This window comes from Photobacterium kishitanii (assembly GCF_003026355.1).
GTDB lineage: Bacteria > Pseudomonadota > Gammaproteobacteria > Enterobacterales > Vibrionaceae > Photobacterium > Photobacterium kishitanii.
This window is the reverse complement of the sequence record NZ_PYON01000002.1, coordinates 384,347-407,896: the sequence shown is the minus strand read 5'-3', so window position 1 is coordinate 407,896 and position 23,550 is coordinate 384,347. Positions and strand designations below refer to the sequence as shown.

Annotated in this window: 12 protein-coding genes and 1 tRNA gene; 1 reads left to right on the top strand and 12 read right to left on the bottom strand. The window is 37.8% G+C overall.

Translation table 11 applies throughout. The features are described from left to right. Positions 1–4: 4 nt before the first annotated feature. The 7 genes from C0W29_RS03640 to C0W29_RS03615 form a co-directional block, all read right to left on the bottom strand. Entirely contained in the window at positions 5–958 is a 954-nt protein-coding gene (locus C0W29_RS03640; RefSeq protein ID WP_036792273.1) for a respiratory chain complex I subunit 1 family protein, read from the bottom strand. Next, positions 958–2,889 (bottom strand): proton-conducting transporter transmembrane domain-containing protein, encoded by a 1,932-nt coding sequence (locus tag C0W29_RS03635; RefSeq protein ID WP_045045465.1) that lies wholly within the window; start codon positions 2,887–2,889, stop codon positions 958–960. Before C0W29_RS03635 ends, C0W29_RS03640 begins: the two co-directional genes overlap by 1 nt. After that, entirely contained in the window at positions 2,886–3,500 is a 615-nt protein-coding gene (locus tag C0W29_RS03630) for a 4Fe-4S dicluster domain-containing protein (RefSeq protein WP_036792267.1), read from the bottom strand. Before C0W29_RS03630 ends, C0W29_RS03635 begins: the two co-directional genes overlap by 4 nt. Positions 3,501–3,837: 337 nt before the next feature. Next, positions 3,838–5,679, bottom strand: a complete 1,842-nt coding sequence (gene selB / locus C0W29_RS03625; RefSeq protein WP_045045466.1) for a selenocysteine-specific translation elongation factor — start codon at positions 5,677–5,679, stop codon at positions 3,838–3,840. Then, positions 5,679–7,088: an L-seryl-tRNA(Sec) selenium transferase gene (gene selA / locus C0W29_RS03620; protein WP_045045467.1), complete on the bottom strand. Its 1,410-nt coding sequence runs from the start codon at positions 7,086–7,088 to the stop codon at positions 5,679–5,681. The genes selB and selA overlap by 1 nt, the downstream gene beginning before the upstream one ends. 99 nt (positions 7,089–7,187) lie before the next feature. Further along, positions 7,188–7,279: transfer RNA gene (locus C0W29_RS21620), tRNA-Sec, on the bottom strand. Positions 7,280–7,496: 217 nt separating this feature from the next. Further along, entirely contained in the window at positions 7,497–8,102 is a 606-nt protein-coding gene (locus tag C0W29_RS03615) for a hypothetical protein (protein WP_036792264.1), read from the bottom strand. 61 nt (positions 8,103–8,163) lie between these two features. Here C0W29_RS03615 and C0W29_RS03610 point away from each other — a divergent pair, with 61 nt between their 5' ends. Continuing rightward, positions 8,164–9,282, top strand: a complete 1,119-nt coding sequence (locus C0W29_RS03610) for an SEL1-like repeat protein (protein WP_107174110.1) — start codon at positions 8,164–8,166, stop codon at positions 9,280–9,282. 161 nt (positions 9,283–9,443) lie between these two features. Here C0W29_RS03610 and C0W29_RS03605 read toward each other — a convergent pair whose 3' ends face one another. The 5 genes from C0W29_RS03605 to C0W29_RS03585 form a co-directional block, all read right to left on the bottom strand. Further along, positions 9,444–12,209, bottom strand: coding sequence for a hypothetical protein (locus C0W29_RS03605; RefSeq protein WP_045045468.1), 2,766 nt, complete (start codon positions 12,207–12,209; stop codon positions 9,444–9,446). A 17-nt stretch (positions 12,210–12,226) separates the two neighbouring features. Then, complete coding sequence (locus C0W29_RS03600; RefSeq protein WP_045043370.1) at positions 12,227–12,769, bottom strand: OmpA family protein; 543 nt, start codon at positions 12,767–12,769, stop codon at positions 12,227–12,229. 13 nt (positions 12,770–12,782) lie between these two features. Beyond that, complete coding sequence (locus C0W29_RS03595) at positions 12,783–19,442, bottom strand: DUF11 domain-containing protein (RefSeq protein ID WP_045045469.1); 6,660 nt, start codon at positions 19,440–19,442, stop codon at positions 12,783–12,785. 106 nt (positions 19,443–19,548) lie between these two features. Further along, on the bottom strand, positions 19,549–22,893 hold the full coding sequence (locus C0W29_RS03590; protein WP_045043371.1) for a hypothetical protein: 3,345 nt from the start codon (positions 22,891–22,893) through the stop codon (positions 19,549–19,551). A 104-nt stretch (positions 22,894–22,997) separates the two neighbouring features. Beyond that, the gene (locus tag C0W29_RS03585; protein WP_036792252.1) at positions 22,998–23,480 is read right to left on the bottom strand and encodes a DUF11 domain-containing protein; all 483 of its coding nucleotides are present in this window, start codon (positions 23,478–23,480) and stop codon (positions 22,998–23,000) included. Positions 23,481–23,550 lie beyond the last annotated feature (70 nt).

The window sequence follows — 23,550 nt, the reverse complement described above, 5'->3', positions numbered from 1 at the left end:
TTACTTACCAACCAAAAATTAAAAAAATCAGTGCCAATACAGCCACTAAAAACGCAGGGAAAATCGCACGATGAACCTGAGTAAAACGCACTCGCGCCATAGTGTTTTCAACTAGACCCGCAATCAAGAACACCACAAACAATTTAATCAACAAAATAAGAGTTGCTGAAAATAAGCCACCGAAACTCAAGCTGCTTGCTTTCCCCCACGGAATGAAAATCGCAAGAAATAGCTGTGCAACTACAAGTTGTTTTAGGCCTAAACCTAATTTAACCATTGCCAATGCAGAACCTGAATATTCTGTAGCAGGACCCTCTTGAAGCTCTTGTTCTGCTTCTGCGCTATCAAACGGTACTTTGCCCATCTCGATAAATAGCGCGAAAGCACACACAACACCCGCAAGAATAATCGTCAATGGATGATGCCACTCATTATTTGCTAACGCATGGCTGATATAGCCTAAGTCAGTGGTACCTACACTCAGTGCTACCACGACAATTGAGAGGATTAAAATGGGTTCAACCAAAATACCGAGTGTTAATTCACGGCTACTACCCATACCCGCAAACATACTGTTTGAATCAATACCTGATAGGGCGAAGAAGAACCGGAAAATCGCTAACAAGTAAATGTCAGTAATAATGTCACCAGAAATTGGAAACGGTGACACTTGCGTTACGGTCGGTAATGCCATACCAATTAATAGCATCGTGACCACAAGTACCCATGGCATGATCCAAAAAATAAAGCCGGAATTAGCAGGAGCAACAGATTGACGACGTAATAATTTGGCAATATCACGATAGTCTTGCAAAACACCCGGCCCTTGGCGCGAATGGATTTTGGCACGAATAACGCGAGAGAAACCGGTAGCGAGTGGTGCTAACATCAACATTAATATGGCTTGGACAATCGCTAATACAATCCAACCCGCTGTTGGCATTTCAAGTGGGGACATTAGAGACTAACTCCTGAAATGAGAGGAACAAACAACAACACAACTACCACGGCAATAATGCAGAATCGACATACTTTACGGCTATCTAATGTTGGTGTTTCACTACCATTACTTAAATAAGGCAGTACAAATCGCTCCGTAAATGACGTTTGACGATTGTTATAAATAAACCCAAACATATGACGCATCGGACGAGTAATACTCGCAGCAGAAACTGTCATTTTTTGTTCATATTGATAGCCACATGCCCAAGGATCACCTTGGTGACGGCGAGCAAGACGACGTTGACGGAATGCGTAAAGTAATGCTGCTGGCACTAGGGTTAAGAGCATTAGTACAATCGCAATCACTGGGGTAGAAAGAATTGCTTGATCAGCCACGGCTGGGTAAACAGTTAAACCATGTGCAACCGTTATTGGCGCCATGTTCAACATTGAAGATGCAATTGATGAGAAATAAGGTGCAATCCACGGAGCACATACACCAAGTACAACACACAATACAGCCAGTGATGTCGTCGCAGTGATCATCGCAGGACCCACTTCGCGAGTATTCGCAGCACGTTCTGTTTTTGGCGCGCCAGTAAAACAAATACCGTACACTTTCACAAAACACATACAAGCTAATGCACCAGTAAAGGCCAGCATTACCATCCCGAATGGACCAAATAGTAAGTTCGCAACTGTGCCTACTTTACCCATGCTAAATAGTGATTGGTAAATAAACCACTCAGAAACAAAACCATTTAATGGTGGTAATGCACAAATTGCTAAAGTACCAATTAAGAACGCAGCAGCAGTCTTAGGCATTGTTTTTGCCAAGCCGCCCATGTCATCCATTTCTTTAGTATGCATGCGGAATACGATTGAACCAGAACCTAAACATAATAGGCCTTTGAATACTGCGTGATTTAATAAGTGGTATAAGCCACCTAATAGACCTAGCAGTGCCAAGACTGGATGATGAGATGCAATACCAATCATACTAACGCCAACACCGATTAGGATGATGCCGATATTTTCAATGGTGTGGTACGCTAATAAACGTTTGATATCGTGTTCTGCTAGTGCGTACATTACGCCAAGAACAGAAGATACGGCACCAAAGATTAACACAAGGAAACCCCACCATAATTGGGTTGCGCCAAGGAATAAAATCGCAAACTTCAAAATACCGTAGATGCCGATCTTAACCATTACGCAAGAAATTAAGGTTGAGCAATATGACGGCGCAATTGGATACGCTTTCGGTAACCAACCATGCAAGCCAATACCCGCAGCTTTAATTCCGAAACCAACCAATGCCAGTAGGAACACTAACGATGCCAGCGCGCCAGTAACAGGGTTTTGCATAATTGCACTGAATTGATAGCTATCGGCATGAGAGGCAACAATCATAAATGCGACGACAACTAATAGGCTTGCAGCATGATCAGCAATAAAATACTGCAAACCTGCTTTTTTACTTTTAGCACTGCCATCACTAATGACTATCAGCCACGAAGCCAGTGAAATGATCTCCATAAAAACAATAAAGACCATTACATTAGCTGACACCACAATTGCTGTCATCGCTGCTGCAAAAATATTGAAAAGTACATTAACTTTCCAACCACCTTTGCCATAGTATTCTTCAAGATAGTTAATCGAATAAACAGATGCTGCCATCGTTACCACAGAAATAACCACCACCATCAGTGCTGATAACATATCCATGGTAAACCAGTGACTCATTGCTGCTGTCGCATCGGCAGTATCGTAACCTGTAACTATAGTGCTAATACCTGCAATGATGCCAAACAGGCCACCAAAGGCACTGATCACACCGGCAAGGCGTAAACTTTCTTGTTCATGCTTACGTCCTTGGTACGATAAAATCGCAGCCACGGCATAGCTGATTACAGCAAAACAAACTAAAACTAATGGGCTCATCGTGTTACTGCTCCACCTTTGGCTGACGCTGAACTATCTGCCGCACACTCACGTTTAATATCACGCGCTTTAGCAATATTAGCTTCATCGATCATCACGATCGCTTGTGTTGGACAGACTTCAGCACAGGCTGGTCCTTGTTCACGGAAACCACACAAATCACATTTAACAGCAATGCTCTTTACTCCAGGTTCCCAAGCTAGAATATCTTGACCAAATGTGCTTGGAATTGAAGTTGAAGGGTTACTTGAACGAATGGTTGAAGGGATATAGGTATCATAACTATTTGCCATCGCAACAGGTCGACTACCATCAAAAGCGATTGCACCAAAAGGACAAGCAACAGCACATAAAGTACAACCTACGCATAATGTTTCATTAAGCATGACACGATCTTGTTGTTTAGTGATCGCTTGTACTGGACATACAGTGGCACAAGGTGCATCTTCACAATGACGACACATTACAGGCGCGGTAGCGTCATCTAGTTTAACCACGGTCAGGCGGGGATGGCTTTGCAGTCCTTGTTGTTTATGTACTGTCGAACATGCTGCCATGCAGGTGCCACAACCAATACACTTCTCAGGATCTGCAATTACAAAGCTTTTCATTGTCTACCTAGTCAATCGCAAAAAAACCTATTAAAGCAAGAAATATGCCACACAGGAATTATTTATATAGATCCTTTAATATCAATGAGTTAATAAAATGTAGTGGTTAAAAAATGCTTTCCTGTATAACAAATACAGACTTCCGTGTGTCATACCCTCTACTATCGACACTCAATGTCGACACCTTTCGACATTAACTGTCGAAGCATATATTTCAAAAATCGTTTTTTCATCACATCACCAGGTGTTATATACAAAAATGCCCCTTACTTATCACTGCTTAAAGTAAGGGGCATCATTGCTTAACAATAAATCTCAAACATCACTTGCGTCGTATTTATTGCCATGCTTTTAAAATAATACGTTCATCATTATCACGCTTAACCCAACCATCTTTTTCCATTCGATTGGCAAGAGGAATTGAATATTTACGGCTTAGTTCTGTACGATCTTTTATATCTGTCATCGAAATACGATCATGGGGTTGATGATCAGCAATTACGGCTTTAACAAGCGCTAAATATACCCCCATATCAAAATAGATATTTTCATCAAGTGCGGTAATATATTTCTGATGACTTAATTGTCGTAACCACTTTTTACCACCCGTAATTTTTACTTTATTAAGCTCAAGACCTGCTTTACCAAACTGACGAATTTGATGCAAAATATCTAACGCTACTTGCGGCAAATCATCTTCATTATCGCCTTGTCCGCTGCACCATTTACCGTAACTTAAATGGACTTTATCTTGCTGTTTCAAGCGCTGCATTATCAACTCAATCACAGCATCGTTGATTCGCAAACGACTGCATAATTCAGCTGAAGCCATTGAGATCCCGGCATTGAGTAATGTTTCGATCTGCAGAGATATATTGGCTAACCATTGGCTATCAAAACAAAATGGGGCGATGAAAGTTTGTTGTTCTAACGGTTTGAAATCAACTTCATGGCATTCAAAATACCCCTGTAATACTAACAACATCTGTCGTTGTGACTCTGGCTGTAATTGCTGGGGTAAATTATTCAACACATCATATAAACGGCGTTTTTGATAACCAAAGATATAATCAGTCCACACCACTTCTGCACCGTGCTGTAAACCACTACCGCCTTTTTGGATCATCGCTAATCGTTGTCCAAATAATAATGGCATTGGCTTTTCAAACACTAATCGTGCCAGCTCAGTATTAGGGATATAACTCAAACGTGCAGTACCATGCCACGTCCCCATTGCAACTTCCACTTGGCGTTGTTTTTTAACTTTTAACTTAAGCGCTGTTTTTGTTAATCGAACAATGCATTGATCACGTAAAGTGATTTGTTGATCCATGCCAGTTATCAAGTGTCCTCTGGCAACGTCTTTACGACCAACACCTTTGACATTAACAGCCACACGACATGTTGCCGAAACTGAAGTTAACTGTTGATGATAAGCTTGAATAGATCGCACAGTTCCAACAAGATTTGATGGCTGACAACGTACTTTATCACCAATCGCTAATTGCCCCTGCGCTAACGTACCAGTGAGAACTGTACCAATACCATTTACGACAAAGACCCGATCAATATACATTAAAGGCGCACTAACTTGGTCAGCGTCGATATTTTCATCACTACTCGATGGTACGACTACTTTATGACGAGCAATATTAACTTGTACTGTTTCAATCAAAAGCTGACGTAAAGCAGCAATATTGTCTTTTTTTAACGCAGAAACTGTAACAATTTCAGGTAATAATCCACTGCGTTCCATCACCTGTTCTAAAACTTGATCTTCTATTATTGCTAAATGTTCTGCGCTGACTTTATCGCGTTTGTTAATACACACCACAATATCTTCAATACCCATCGCATGGGCGACATCAAGATGTGAAGTAGTCATTGGCATCCAGCCTTCATCCGCAGCAACCACCAACAGCAGCACATTCAAATGCCATACACCAGCAACCATATTGCGTAAATAACGCTCATGACCAGGAACATCAACCACCCCGATGGTATTGCCATTATCGTCTTGAAAATGGGCAAAGCCTAAATCCTGAGTCATCCCTAATTGCTGCTCATGAGGTCGTGCGGTTATCATGCCTGTTAATGCTTCGATAAGTGCGGTTTTTCCATGATCAACATGGCCAGCAAGACCAACCACTGCTTGATATTGTGTTGATGATGCCACCATTATTTAGCCTCAGTATGGATGTAAGATTGAATATAGTTGTCAAGTTGAGCAATAAATGCTGCATGATCACTTTCTAATAAGGTCGCGACATTCAATAGCAGCTGATTACTATTAACATAACCAATAATGGGTATCGGCAAGTCACGTAGCGCATCTAAATGTAATTGGGCTTTACCCGGTAAGGTAAGTTTTAGCCCATAACAAGGATAAGTTTCACTTGGGATTGCGCCACCACCAACTTGCATCACAAGAGGCACAGCCTGAACATAAGATTTCCAGCGTTGCGCCCATTGTTGAGCGAGAGATTGACTGTCTTTAGCACGATCTAACGCTTGCTGAGCCACACCAAACGCGGCAGGATTACGGTTTAGTTTCTGGACTAATAATTGCTCTAGCATCGATAATACAATTCGTCCTGGACGGAAAGTACGCATCATCGGATTCTTGGCTAATTGTTGGCAAAGCGTTTGGCAACCAGCAATAATACCTGCTTGCGGTCCACCGATAATTTTATCACCAGAAAAACACACTAAATCGGCGCCCATCTGCAAATAGCGCGGTAAAGACACCTCACTTTGGGCGTATTGCTCTGACGATAAACCGGACCCTTGATCAATCACTAATGAAACATGTTCAGGTAAACGTTGAGCTACATCTTGAATATCAGGTGACTCAGTAAATCCCTGCATTGAAAAATTAGACTGATGCACCATTAATACCATCGCTGTATTTTCAGTGATCGCATTAATATAGTCATCGCTCGTAGTGATATTAGTAGTACCAACTTCAACTAACTTACACCCAGAAAGTGCTAAAATATCAGGAATACGAAAACCGCCACCAATTTGTACTTGCTCACCCCGTGACACTATAACTTCTTTGCCGGCCGCTAGAGCATGGAGGACTAAATATACTGATGCGGCGTTATTATTCACCACCACACAATCTTCAGCCCCTATCCACGAATGGATTAACGTTGATAATAGGCCATTACGATCACCACGCTTGCCATCACTTAGCTTCAATTCAAGATTGTTATAGCCAGTATTAACTGCTTTTACATTGTCCCAGATTTGCTCATTAATTGGTGAACGCCCTAGGTTGGTGTGCACTGCAATACCAGTAGCATTAATCACCCGTTGTTGACGACGTCGGTACAGTTGACGACAACTATTAAATACTAATTCCATGACATCAATATCATTGACACCTTGGGTTTTAAAATCAGGATGTTGACGAATAGACGTAAATAAGTCTCGCAAGGTATTGGTCACAACTGGACGGCTGAGTAAACGCACGTAATCAGCTAAATCTGGATGCTGCAGTAATTGTTCAATTTGAGGTAAACGATAATTGAGAGTTGGTACTGTCGGTGAAGAAGGTAGATCTGAAGATGTTATCGTGGTCACGGTAAGTTCCTTGGCTGAATTGCAGACAACAGCACTCATACTATGAACTCAAAATGAGATAGTAAGAGTAGCAGAGGAACCATTTAAACGCGCGAAAAATGGCGGAAGAGGCAGGAATTGAACCTACCAAAGCTTATACAGCTCACATCGGTTTTGAAGACCGAGAAGGCCACCAGACCTCATCTCATTCCGAGATTCTTGTGCATAATAGTGTAACTGCCATTGTTATTATTTGATTTATATCAATTCGTAGCACAAATATCAAAATACCCACAAGGAATCAACTCAAGTGCGTAATATTTCATCATACAAAAGTTGATTTTTGTCATTACCACAATTTAAAAAGCCTTACGGCAGGCACTAATGCCGTAAGGCTAAGACAAAAAACATGTGGTTATAGTAATAACGTTATCTCACAACACCATTATCTTGCATATTTTCAATTAAAATATGGGTTAACTCAGCAATAATATCGTTCATATTGTTTGGATCAACTGACTCTGATGATGTTGACCAAATCGGCTTATGACTTTGTGTATCAAACAACGTAAATTCAACATTAACGAATTCGTACGATACGGTATAGCTATCATCATAAATATAACTATAAGAGTTATTATAATAATTATTAAATGAAAGCCCACTACTATAGCCTCCATAACCATAACGACTTCCTGGATAATTAATATTTTTTTCCTCAATATTAACTAATTTAGCAACAAAAACTGTTTGGGTATTATGTTTATTAATATACCCTGCTATATCACTTTTTGATGGTAATCGATTAGGAAATAATTGCGAACTAGCAATAGCATTAACACCTTTCGCTTGTAAGTCTTGAACCATATCATCTTCAAATATACGTCTGATACGTAAATTATCAGACATAGCGACCACTAATGAACTTTTAATTGGCATTTTAGTATATGTCTTATCTACCCATGACGATGTTAAATTACTTGAAGCACATGCTGTTAATAACAAAAAGCATAATGAAATAAATATCACGCGCATAATACATCCCTTTAAGTTATGTTCTAAAATAACAATAGTACAGGGATAGGAGAAATCAATAATGAAAAGACTCATATTATCAAGTTTAATAATACTAACTAGCTGCTCAGCAGAAAATACTTTCCTACAAACTAATTCTAATATAGATAAAAACAAACAAAACTTAATTTCGTCACAAAATAAAGACCAACAACCGTCTCCATTAACTATCGCTATTTTAGCTATAGAAGACAAAAACACATCCGTTAGTCAACGTAAATTATATCTTGATAAAATAATTTCTTACGCAAGGGACGATCCTGATGCAATGTTTTATTTAGCCGCTCTATATGAAGAAGGTAAATTAATTCCGTTATCTGAAGATAAAGCGCGTTCTCTTTATAAACAAGCCGCTGAAAAAGATCATCTCCTTAGTCGTTATTACTATGCTTTAATGTTAATTGATGGGCGAGGTGGTGATATTGACTACAAAGAAGCTGAATCATATTTGATAATTAACCATGAAAATCAACACATTCCATCATCCTATTCACTCGGATACATCTACTTCAGACAACAACAACATTTAAAAGTTATTGAGCTTCTTAAAAATAACAAAAATAATAATGAATATTCAAATCATTTATTGGCCATTTCTTATCTAAAATTAAATCGTAATATTTCACAAGCTATAAATTTATTACAACAATCAGCAGAAAAAGGCCATCAATACTCACATCTTCTATTAGGTGATATCTATCATCATGGACTATATGATGTCCCTATTGATACTAAAAAAAGTTTTACGCATTTAAAAACTGCAGCAGAGAATGAACTACCAGAAGCATTATTTGATCTTGCTATTTTAAGCATTGATAATTTAGAATTAATAGATAACGATATTAACATTGCTATTAACAATCTAAAATCAGCCGATGAAAAAGGATACCCTGCAGCAAGCTTTGAATTAGCAAAATTATATGATCAAGGTGAATTAATTAAACAAGACTTCAATGAAGCTATTTATTGGTATAAGAAATCAGCATCTCATGGCAATAATAAAGCAATGTATAATTTAGCAAGTATTTATATAAATGGCGATGGTGTTAATTCATCAATTTCACAAGCTGAGTATTGGCTCAAAAAATCCGCATTAAAAGGTAATAAACGAGCAATAAATATCCTGTCTAACAATAACTAGTTTGTTAATATAGAAAGACAAAACCCTGTAATTAATTATTTAATTACAGGGTTTTATTTTAATAATTGAACATTATATTTATCTAAACAAAAAAACTTGCTTGATCAATAGTAACCAAGCAAGGGTTTCCGTCAACAATAACGATAACTTTTAATTAGCTCTTATTTATCTATCCTTATACCAAATATTAATGTCTCTGAGTTACCAGGAGTAACAGTACCAGCGGTACCTACAATAGCCCCCTGTCCACCATTCGTTATCGGATTAATTGTTCCCGTCGTTATGGTTGGAATTGTGCCAGGAATGACAAGGAAAGTAGTAAATGTTGGTGCTGCGTCTGTTATTTTTACATTCACAGCATTTTTGATCCCGATGTTTTGTGCTTTTAGTTGATAAATAACACATTCATCAGGTGCTGCTGAAATATTATTGGTAGAGAACGGCCCATCCGCACTCCCATCACAGCCAGCATCTAACGCTTGCTCTTTAGTAACACTCATATTGGTGTTAGATATCGTCGTTGAATCTTGTACTGTCACCGTACCACAAGGAACTGTGGCTGTTACTGTCGTGATATTAGTTATACCTTCCGCAGAGTTCGGAGCTGAAAATACTTTCACAAAAAGAAGCTTACTTTCTTTAGCCGCTAATGTTGCAATTGACGTAATGGCAACATCTGCCGTTGATAAGTTTAAATCACTATCTGTATCTTCATAAAGAATAGCGCTAAATCCAGTAATATTATTGGTTATAGTCAACGGAATATTATTAATAGCATCATTACTGGTATTAGTAATTGTATGCTTATAAACCCCTGACGATCCGACTGGAATTGTCATGCTTGAATCAGACACTAAACCAATACATAAACCACTATTATCTGTAGTTACAGCATCATGCTTAACATCGCTCACACCTGTAGTTGCTGATGATACTTTAAAATATATCGATTGAGTTACCGTGGGGCTAGTAATTGGTACGGTTACATCAGCATAAAATACCTGTGTCGCATCGGGTAAAACAACTGCGATATCCGAGATCTTAGCATTACTTATATTTTTAAATTCAACCGTCCAACCAGCAGGTAACACGCCAGCATTAAAATCAGTACTACTGTATTCTAGTTGATAACCATCAGCGACAGCTGAAGTGTTGGTCACATATAATGTAAAGCGCGTTGTTTGACCAGGCACAACAATATTTGTCGTTACAGGTGTTGGCTCAGCTCCTGCACCAAAACCACAATTATCACTCGAGTCGTCACAATTATCTTCGGTTGTTGTCGCAGTTTCAGCTCTAAAATTATTAGTTAAATCAACGGTACTAGCTTCAATTGCCCCCAACTCATCGATGACTTTGTTTGTTATCGACGTATCATTAGATGATGTCGCGTGTTTAAAGACCTTAAAAGGACCAGTCCCCGAAAAGTTTGGCGGTAATGTTGCAATTAATACCACCTTATAACCACAATTATTTGATGAGTCAGTTACTTGATATGCACGACACGTTTCTCCCGTTGCAGGAATAATCCCAGTATCAGGATCTGATGTGCCGTCCGTATCTACCAATGGTGTTATACCATCACTTTTATAAAGGAAGAAACTGGTTCCTGTTGGGAAAGAAGATGTATCATAAGTAATATTAAACGTATCGGCTGAATTACCAATATTCCAAATATAATTAGTAAATGCAACACGTTCGCCCTGTTTAGCTGTAGGTACATTTACGGTTTCATGATTCGTATCGTCATTACCATCACAATTATTATCCGTACCAGCATCACAACCACCATTATTGGCAATAACACCAAAATTCATATTGACCCTAAATGGTACAATATTAGTATTCGTGGTTTCTTTCTCTCCAGGATCAACTTGACCACTATTATCAGCATCAAAACCGTAAATACCGTTATTATATAACGTGTCAGCAGAAAGACCGTTAGCAATCATCACTTCAAATGAGATAGTTGCTGATTCACCAGAAGCAAGGCCATCCATTGTAAATTCAACTTCATCACGCACACTACATCCAGTATTAGGGGCAATACAGGTTGTAAACGTCAGATCTGAATTACCATCGGTGCCATTTCCTCCACCTGTATTTGTCGTCGGTGTTAATTCTGTACCTGAAATACTCCAGTTAACCGCGCCATTAAATTTCATACCTTCAGGTAAAATATCTTTTAAAATAACACCATTTGTATTAGCAACGTTCATATTGGTTAAACCAACATTACTATAGGTGAAAGTCACGACATAAGGGCCACTTGGAGAAGCACCATTATCGGCATTAATCGCTTTAGTAATTTCAATAATAGGTAAATCTGTCACTGTTACCGTATCGGTATTGGTTGCGTTACCAACTCCAGTACTTGATACCGGAATACCATCGACAACATCGCCTTGACTGGTGGCTTTAATCGTCAGTGAATCAACATCACCAACAGTTGCCGTTGAATAAATATCAGCCACAATAACAAAAGAATATGTTTCATTCGGGGCTAAAGGACCAATAAGAGTTGTTCCTGATATAATGGGATCACCAACGTCAGCGATACCATCTTTAGGGTTCATATCAGGATAAATAGTCGCACTGCTAATAACGGTTGCAGGCAATGTTAAATCAAGCTTATAGGTATCAGTTACATTACCAGTGTTAGTTAACACATGTGTAAAAATAACCTTGCCATCAGGCGCACCTAATTTGGATTGATCTGACGTTAGCGTCATTGCAACTACAGGCTGAACAATAGTCTCAACTAAATTAGAGGTTGTACTTCTCTCAATACCAGCACTATCGCGGTATGTTGCTCCTGCCTGATTTTTAATAACCATACCGGACTCAGTCAATGCCATTGCACCAAAACTAAATAACAATGCAACTGTTATCAAAAATTTAGGAAGTAACCTGTAGAAAAAATTCATATGACGATCCTCGCCTATTATAAGCTATTTACTTTATTCATCATGAGAGGCTCTGATGGTAAAGACAGCTGATTAAAATAAAGATCTACTGGATTATGATTGGCATCAAGCAAAATAAGGTATGTTCTACGATTTACGACATTTTTTTGCTTATTATTTGTTTTTAGAAACAACTCATGTTCACCGGTGCCAATTAATACCATCCGTGAGTTTGCAATTCCTTGTGTTTGTAAATAATTACCCACGACTTCTGAACGACGCAATGATAATGCATTATTATATTCAACAGTTCCCGTTGGATCTGTGGCTCCAATAATTGCAATATTAAATGATGAGCGTTGTTTTAATACTTTAGCAACTTGATCTAGCTTACTTTTCTCTGCTGCCGTAATATTAGATTTATCAAAATCAAAATGAATAACACTAGGCCAAAGTAATGACTTAATCTCAGGGCATACTTTATTACATGCCAATTTACCGTAGTCTGTATATATTTCTCTATCATTTACACAACCACTTAAACAGGCACATACAAGCAATAAAAAGAATATAACTTTCATTATTTAATTACCTCTACTCGCTCAACCAGCCAAATAAACCTTCATCAAGCTTGAGCATTACATTGAAATAAAAACCTTGCAGGTTATAACCTTGAGGATCAAGATCACTATCATCAAAACCAATCACGTTATAGCCAATACCAGCACGTAAATTTTTCATTACTAGATAATTAATACCGACACCATATGAATAACGACGACTGCTTAATCCATCAGTACCTAATACGCCAGCATGGAGATCTAAATCCCAACGACGATTAATGTAATACAGAGCACGGCCATCAATAATAGTAGATACTGAATTATAGTGTTGATCATAATCAGTATAATCTTCCCACTTAATCCCTAGGCGTCCAGATAATAACCAATCCTTCGATGCTTGATAATTTTGATGGGTAGATAGAATATGCGCGATACGTTTAATATCATTCCGATCAACTTTCCACTCATAAGCACCCAACATGTTATAACGATTAGTTAAACGTGGGCGATAAGCGATACCAACACTGAAATGATTATTCCAATTATTAGTTGCCGATTTATTACTTATATAACGGTATTCTTCACGAACTAATGCACTCCAATCTTGGCTTAACCGTGTTACCCATGCGCCTAAGATACCGTAATAATCTTGATCATCGCCATGACGATATTCAATACGTCCAGTGGTCTTATAATTTGGGCTACGTACATCCGCAATGCCTAATGAAACAGCAACACCTGATTCACCTTCACCTTTTATGACTTCAATATATTCAGCAGCAGGATCAATACTAATACCAGGAATAACTTCAAACTTACCGCGGTAACCATTCGCAACTTCTAATATACGACCGTCTGATGCACCACGTTGACGGAACTCACTGAAAGTACTACCACCATGCTGCCAATCAACATCAATACCCGCAGTAAGTAAACTTGTAGTACCACTACCTAAATTACTAATACCGCCAATTGAGTCAATATATTCATATTGCGTATAGAGGTTAGCTTGCTTATGAATATTCCAATCAGCTTGAAGTCTAAAGCGTCGTTGCTCATTACTCGTAAAGCTTTGCTCATATTCACTATCAATACGACCAGCTCGATTAAACAAGTTAAAGCTACGGCCAACACCTACAATTGCTGTTGTATATTGTTCCTTGTCGCCATCACTGGTCTCATTCTTTATATAACGAGAACCTAAACGAGTCGTCCATGCACTACCAAATACCTTAGTATCAATCGTCGCACCAACAGATTGTTGTTTTTCATCTGTTGTTAAAGACTCTGAATGATTAGCTTCAATGTTTAAATTCGTTAAGCCGATCAATTTCTGACGGTGACGTAAACGAACTTCTTGACGTGCAGGTGTCACACCACCAGTTGTGTTGGTGAAACCTTCTTGAGCATAAGCATATTCAAGTTCTGTTTGTGAGGAATCAGCCCAATCACGCTTTAAACGTAACTTAGCAGCAGTACCATTTTTAAGCTTATTTCCTGCAACTGATGAGGTCGTTACTGTATTAGCACTTTCACTCCCTTCATGTGACATTGTCGCAACAGACGCTGTTAATTGGGTTTGACTATCAATATCATAATTGACCCAAAGACTTCCAAGATCATAACCTTCTAACTCGTGATCGTTGGATTCATAACTAATACCAACCGCTAAATATGGTGTAAATAGGTAAGATAATCGACCTCCAGCAATAGTATAAGCTTCTCCATCATCATTAAGATCATAAGCAATACGTACTTTTATCGGATTAAGCTCATCATCAAAACTTGGAACCACTCGACTAAACTGAATATCACCCGTAAAGTAATCAATGGTGTAATCAATATAACGAGTTAAGCTTCGCTCTCTTAATACTAAACCTGGATTATTTCGATCATAAGTTACTAATGTTATTGTCTCTGTATGACGAACAATTCGTTGATCACCAATGTTGTAGAACATGGCAGTACCATTACCATTAATTTCAACAACTTTATGTAAATCATCAGGTCGTGCAGCATATAACTGTGCTGTAAATTTACCATTGTTATACATACCATTGAAACCATTTAGCGTTTGACTCGTTACGCCTAAATCAGCTGTATCAGCCCCCTCTTGGGTGTTGTAATCTCCCCACATAATGAAGTGACGTTCTTTTTCTAACTTAGCAAACCATTTGCTGGTACTTCTGGCATCATAACCACGGATACTCGCATCACCCGGTAATGGGTAATAACTATCAGGTGATATTTCGCGTAGATACTCTTCATCTGATTTATCACTATCATAACTAAGTGTTAAGTGCATACCGCCTTTAACATTACCTTTAACAAATAAAGCAGCACGTTCATCATCACTATAACTACGATCTTCATATCCATCAGCTTGACGAGATGGTGTTTCACCGCTCATTCGACCATAACGTCCAGTATATTCAAGTAAACCAGAGACAAATAATGACCGTTGTGCAGCAACTTGATAAACTTTTAAAGTATCTGAAAAATCATCAAGATTAGCCACAACCTCTATTTGGCCAGTCGCATCTGAACTACGTAAATAAACTGTCTTTTCACCATTAATTACACGAACTTGATGACCCGTCTCTTGATCTTGAATATCAGGGTCTAACCAAATATTTCCCTTATCCGTCGTTAATGTTACAAAATAAGTACCTCTTGCTAAGTTATTATTTTCATCTAATAACTGCAGTTTAATTGGTAAAACAGAACGCCCACCATCAGCTTTTAATACCTCGCCATCAGTTGTTAAATTAATACGCTCTGCTGATTTAGGGTGTGAAAATACTTTAGTTAATAAAACACGGAAATTACCAAAATTATCATTTACTTTTACTTCAACTAAATTGTCACCGGGTTCTAAATTAACACCATACCAACCTATAATTTGCGCATTTTTTTCCTTATTAATGATCCGCTCACCCATTTGATCATTATTAACAGCTTTACCATTGACATATAGGATAGGAAGATTATTACCTTTAACTACAACAATAAATCGACCGTGATAACTATAACTATTCTTTGGCCAATACCAAGTTCCTTCTTTGGCTTCTGCTGCTGTAATTCTCATTACATCTTTTTCTGGTAATGGAATCATATCTGCTAATTGATTATTAATATTCAAACGTGATTCATATGGAATACGATTATAAATCGTTGGCACAGTCATCGTTGCAATATTTTTTTCAGCTAATATTTTTTCTAACTTAAGTAAATTGTCTTTTTGATGTGAAAATCCAATTCTTATTGCTTCTTTATTTGAATCAATACGATATATATAAGCCTCATCTTTAATGTCTACCGGCAATATTTTATATAAATTCTCTATTTCTTGTTTATTTCCAGACTTATATTCCAAAGCATAACCACTGTATGGGTATAACATTGGACTTACTAGAGTTGGAACTTGCTGACTATTATTAGGTGCCGAATTAGGGCCACTCACAATCCCTGACTCTAGTTCTCCTACTTTAGGCTTAATTGAATTCTCTTTTAAGCCTGTAAATTTTTCAGCCGTCTCAAATAACCAATCACCATTTATATTATTATTTCTTCCTTGTAACTCTTCATAAATAGCTTGCTGGTTATCGATTGGACATGGGGCAACAAAGTCAGCTTTATGGAACTCACCACGTCTTAAGTCAACAAATCGAGAATCACCAACACCAGCATTCCGCGTATCTATTGGCATTAGTTCAATTCCAGTAGGTAATGTTAACTTATCAACTTTCAGAACATGATTACCATGTTTGATACCAAACATTGAATACTGACCATTTTCATCAGTAATAACATAATCACCCGTTTCTAAATAAATTTTTACACCACCAATCGGCCACATACTATTTTTAATTTCTTCACTACATTGAGCATCAACATAGACTTTACCAAAAATAATACCGCGCTCAGACATCACCCCTGTTTGAGTAACCCCTAGCTGATACTTGGCAATATTAGAAAGAATAGGGAAGCCATCATCACCCGCACTCACATCACTACTTGTCGCTAATGTATGTGCAATAGCAGAAGCTGAGTTAATACCGTCAGAATCAATAGCACCAGCAGTTAATTGCAGCACATAAGTAATAACATATACGCCTCTATTCGGCTCAACTGCGCTACCATCAACATCTCCAATATTAAATCGAACTGTAGATGTGCCTATTTTTTCGGGATCAGCTAGTGGTTTATCATTCAACCTCGAACTACCTGGCATGTATTTAAAACCATACGGAAGTTCATCAATAACACGCGTATTATATACTGTCGAATTTGGTAAGTTATTACGCAACGTTAAGGTATATTTAACAAACTCACCTATTTCTGCGGTCTCTTTATCTGCATCTTTTTGTAATGTTAATCGACGTTCTAGCCCAACGGGATCTAATGGAATATCAAATATATGTACTATAGTACCCGTTGCATTAGGTACAAGACTTGTTATTCCTTCAAATGTAGGTAGACCATTTAATGATTGAATATAAAATAATCCTGAATTCGCAACACCCGAATACCCATTAACACCATAAGATGGAGCTCCAACGCTATATGTATTAAAAACAGTCGGATCGGTATATCTTGTTGGCCATGTATATTCATCAGTTGGCTCAACAACAATAAAATAACCTTCCGCTGTTACGGGTAATTTAGGAAATAGAATTTTACCTCTATCATTAGATGTTGCGCTGACAACAGGCTCACCTAATACTTGAGGTACTTGGCCATTAACCGTATTGTAAAACTTAACAATATTTCCAGCTAAACCCGAAATAATCTGACTATTCTTATCCGTTAAAAAATGCGTTGAATCAAAGACAGTCAATTGAGGGCTAACTTTAGCTGTTGTACGAAGATTCGTACTTGTTCCATCCTTTTTGTATACCTCTATCGTTAATATATCATTAGGATTCGCTTCAATTCTACAATTAGAATCTGTCGAGCCATTGAAACCATTCGCTGTTAAATTGATATAATCATTAGCTTTTGTTTGTATTTCCTCATTAGAGTTCCCTGCTAGATCAAAATTATCACAATGTTCATTACCAAGGCGCTCACGAGGACTATCAGCACTTTCAGGTGAAACCGCAAATATAGGCACAACACTTCTAAAAATACCCGTATTTGCTCCGGTCTCAACAAAAATCCAATTCAATTCATCACCAAATTGAGATGTTATTACAACAGGAAAATTAGAATCTTTAGAGCCAATTACATCTATTTCCCCTCGATTCTCATTTGCTGGTGAATATTTAAAGTAAGCGTATACTGCATCTAATTTATTATCAAAATTAGGAGTTTCATTTAGATAGTAAAAGTCTGCGGATGAGAAATCCAACTCATTTGAATAATTAAGCTTTGAATCTTGAGCATCAATACTAATAGTTTGAAAACTAATATTAGTATCGCCGCTATATTCTAACTGTATATTATTTAAAGTATTACATTGCTCATTACTTTTCACATTCAGCGAATCATCACTAAGCAATTCTAAACTTGCTTGACTATAAATCTTAAAGGGTTCATCGCCAACAACATCATCAACAATAGAATAATATGTGAAATGTCCGTTGGTATTAGGATCCATATGACTAGGTGTAACTAAGAATCCCATTTTTTCAACAATACCTTGACCATCCCAAATAGAATAATCAATCCATTTTAATAATCTATCATTACCACCACTGATAATATTGTCATAAAGTCCAACTAACACTATACCGCCATCAAACATTGATGTTGCAGGTATAATCGTTCGCGGTGAATAATCTCTTGCTGGTTCCCCATTAATACGTTTATCAGGTTGAATCGTTATATTTGCAGGTAGCGCAACAGATATTAACAAACCAGCATGACTTACTTCTTCTAAACCATTAGCACCATCACTAATAAAGAATGAATAAGGTTCAGTTGCAGCTTCTGGTCGCTCAGTACCGATACTATCATAAGTCACTCTATATTCAATTTCATTCCCCTTTGAGACTAACTCCTGACAAACAGGGTCTGATAGAATAGCCAGATTCACTGCAGGACCTTCACGTATAATTATTTGTTGCTCATTTTTACGTGTTATTTCAGGATCACCCACGGATTGTGTATTAAAAGAAAATAAATAATTATCCTCATCTCTAGCTGTTGGTGGAACAATAACGACATACGTTAATTGTAAAAATTCACCGGGCTTTAAGATGGGTGTAATATAATGTCCATCTTCATCTTTTTCTAATTCTAATCGTCTTTCACCAGGATTATTTAAGCCATCACCATTAGGATCATAATAAATGATTATTTCATTATCCCGAGTATATATATCACCGGTATCTCCTTGTAAATTTTCAACAAATAAAGTGTATCTGTCTTTTATATTACCTGTATTTTCTAATACTTCGGGAAAAGTAACAATACTACCAGCAGCCGCAAATCGTGTTGATTCCGGTTCTGTCGTATTATCATCTTCAGGTGTTAATGCGTAGTCATAAACAACAGCAACTCTCACTGACGCATAATTCGATAATATAATTAATGTTTCACCAAGTTCAGTATTAAAATATCTCATCTCTGCTTGATTTAATATTTTAGTCCCTGCACTTGTCATAGAAAATGCATATGAACTCATACATAATAAAATGAATATAATAAAAACTTTCACTTTAAACATTAAATTTAAGAGTGCCATAAGCGCTCTCCACTGGCAAATAATTCAAAGATAGTTAGGCTTATTAAACTTATTTAAATTAAATAAGCTTAATAAGCCTCCATAATAAAATGGAGGCTTGATTACTTTATTTAATTTTAACGATGAATTGACCTACAGCTTTATCACCAGCTAATAGAGTACCTACATCAAATGTAACATTTGAGGCACCAGCTACTACTGTAATATTTCCGTTGATATCACCACCGGTTGCTGTGGTTGGATTACATAAAGCACCAACATCTGCAACTTTCAATGCATAAGTAGCACTGGTTGGCATCTCTATCGCACCAACATCAGTTGTATTACGACAATCAGTTAGCCCACCAACAACACCGCCTACAGTTGCAAAATCAGTATATTCTGTAAGCTGATCTTGAATCAGTGTATTCATTGCATCGGTAGTACCTTGGTTCCAAGCTACTAATTTCCAAATAATACATTGCTCTGGCGCTATGCCATCAAATTGAACAACAAACTCTTTATCTCCATCAGGAGTACCATCACAGTCGCTATCCAAGGTTGCATACTTATACAAACGTACTTGACCTTCTACAATTTCAGTAGAATCTTGAGCGTTAACTGTAAGAGCTGAACCACCTGTTGTTTGAGCAGTAATATCAGTAATATTAACTAAACCATTAGGTGCGCTACTTGGTGTTAATACCGTAACATCTAGAGGTATTTGCTCACCTGGCTCTAAAGTAAACTCAGGGGTAGTATCCGCTGCGTTATCACAAATAACTTCAACAGTAACGACATTAATCTTATCGTTTTGCATTACTTGGATAGGACTAGGAGGCGTTCCTGCACAGACATTACCTAGCTCAGTATCTGCTACACCATCACCATCAGTATCAATACGAATTGTATTTGAGAAATCAGGCTTATTATTAGTAGATGTAAGTAGGATATCTTCTGTTGTATTACCTGTATTCTCTAATACATGGCTATATGAAGCAGTACCACCAGCTTCAACTTGGTTAGTGATTGCTGTTGGTGTAAGAGAAATTGCAGCTAAAGAACCCACATCAATTGACTCAACCTTACGGTTAGTTGCACCGGTTGATGTTGAAGTAACTAATATTGAAATAATATAGTCAAGATCACCATCAGGAGTTGGATTACCATCAATTGCATTAGCCTGATTACTATTTGCTAATGCCAACACAGCATCTGAAGGTACTTGGATTTTAGCAATAATATGTTGAACAGCATTAGGTGGTAATGTATCAGTCTGAGTTAATTCAGCACTGGTTGGTGCAGCAATAACAGCACCAGTTAACCCATTAGTAATACCATTATCATAAAACTTAACAGACCAACCCGATGGTAGCATTGCATCCCAACTTGTTGTCCCAGTATTATAACTTCCCTCAGGCGTTAGAATAAATGAATCACTTGTTCCACCTTTATTAGCGACATAGATATCAGCACTAACAATAGAGCCTAAAGGTACATCATTAAAATGATTGGCAACATCAGCATTAGTGAAACCATCACCTGTGTCTACAGGGTCAAGATCTACTGCTGGATCCATATCTGTTGCTGTAAATGGTTGGTTTGCCACATCAACTGTTGGTGCTGAAATCTCACCTAATTCTTCAGTTTTAGTGTCAACTACAGCACTATCACCATCAGAAGTTGCACTTACAACCATTGTTGATGCTGTTGATTTAGCTCCTGAACTTGCAGGTAATTTAGCAACAACACGGATCAATTTTTGGTTACAATTAATTGTAAATCCATATAGCGTTTGAGGAGTCGTATTGTCACACGTTGATGGCGGTATAATACCTGTATCATCAATACTGTCACTTGGTACTGAAGTATCCACTAATTTAGCTGAACCATCGGCATTCCAATATTCAACAATAGTATCAGTTGGGAATGTTGATGAACCAAGGTCATAACTTAGATCAAATGCATCAGCTACGTTACCTTCGTTAGTAACAAGGTTAAAGAAGATAACCTTACTACCAGCAGCCGCTTTATCTACTCTTTGAGTATCATTCGCAGTACCGTCATCATCACCACCACCGTTACCAGTAAAGTCACCATTATGGTCAATACCAGTATCAGTAATCATTACACCATATGTGGTTTCAGAATTAGTCTTGGTTTTGTTTGACGTATCAGGCCCAGCAGTTTTAGGATCAGGATCATTACATTCACCTGGGCTAGTATAAGCACCATCACCATCTAAATCAGCACAACCATAAGCGGTATTCGAGAACTCAGTATCACCAGGCGTTAACGATGGTGAATAAGCAACATAGAAAGTCATCGAAATTTTAGTACTAGGATCTAATGATGTATCAACAGCGTACACACCAGCAACGCCAGTATCTGTTTTCTTTGAGTTACCATTAAGATCTAAACCACCATCAAGTGCCGCTTCACCATTATCAGTAGCATTACCATCTTGATCTAAATCAACACCATGACTGCCTTCATCAGTAAGATCATCAGCAGTAGTAATTGGTGTATCACCATTGATACCGAGTAAACCAGAACTCGATGGATTATACGTACTACCCGTACTGGTTTTAACTAATACAGTACCTTCTGGAGCGCCATCAAATAGCACTAAGTTTTCAGCAGCAGTATTACCCGTATTGGTCGCTTCTATTTCATAACGAATTAAATTAACAGGTAAATCATTTGCCGGGTTACCATCAACATCAATACCTAATGCTTGCTCTGTACCCACTCCTGTAAGCTGCGTTGCTGTTTTTTGTATATTTACAACAGCATCTGTTGATACACGAATTAAGTCACCATTAGTATCAGGTGCTGAATCATAATTAATACCGCCATCAAGCACATTACCAGGAACAGGAGCTCCTGTACCAACATGGGCCTCTGCCTTTAATTGAACACCAAGAGTATCGGTGCTTAATGCTGTCACAGGAACTGCAGCAACTAACACCACATTATATGTATCACCAGGGGCAACAGTAATGACTTGCCCATTAGGTAATACTGGTTCACCTGTATCAGCTACACCATTGCCATTTACATCATGATACATAGTAATACTATCAGCATTGATGCTATCGCCACCAGGAAGACGAGTATCACCTGTAGGTAAATCCTGACCATACGTTAATACATATGAATCATAACCATTACCTGTATTTATTAATGAATGATTAAGATTGACAGGTTGACCAGGTGCGGCAGTTTTATCTCTATCAGCTTCTAACGTTGCACCATAAATTTGAGCAACGGTTACAACAGCTTCATTTGAATCGGCTTGGTATGGGTTACCAAAAGTATCTTCATACGATACAGATGCTAGGTTTTTTATTTCAGTTCCAGCGAGAGTTGAAGAAGTAGCTGCAAGGGCTTGGCTAGTAATAGTACCTGCACCTACCGTTATGAGTCCCGCTGCAACCCATCGACATATAGGCTTTAAATGCGTATTCATAAAGTGGTTACCTTTTTATAGGTCATTAAGTTAATTTACGATAATGTAGCTAAACCCTTGCAAATAGCATGGGGCATGACATTTCACTACCGTTTAAATAATTACTATTTAACTTCTATACGGTATGTGAAAATTTGTTTCTCCTTTGCGTTAATTGGAACACTTGGCATCCAACGAATAGCGGTGTACTTTTCTGGTGGAATAATTACTTCAACTTCTTCCCCATTTTTCATTACCATTCGTTTTACTGGCTCAGGTTCAAACGTTTGTCCTCCATCAATACTTACGACAAAATCAGATTTAATCTTGGTGTTATTTGTACCGGAAACAAAAAAAGTATTTTGTGGAATTGGCCCTGTAATAACGAGACCTTTTAATTGATCATCTGTATTATTGGTATAAGTTAACTTGTACTCTACTTTATCTTTTGGCAAAACTTCATCAGCAGGTTTTAATTTTTCCTCGCCTGCATCATCAGTCATCACAACATATGCATCCATTTGGCTTGATAGCGGTTCCATCTTTTCAGCATAAACCGAGAATGACATCACTACAGTAGCAAAAATAATTAGTAATAATTTCTTCACAGTACACCTCATCATTTAAAGTTACATTGCAGTTTCATCAATGCTAATTACGTGCCAAACATAAGTTATT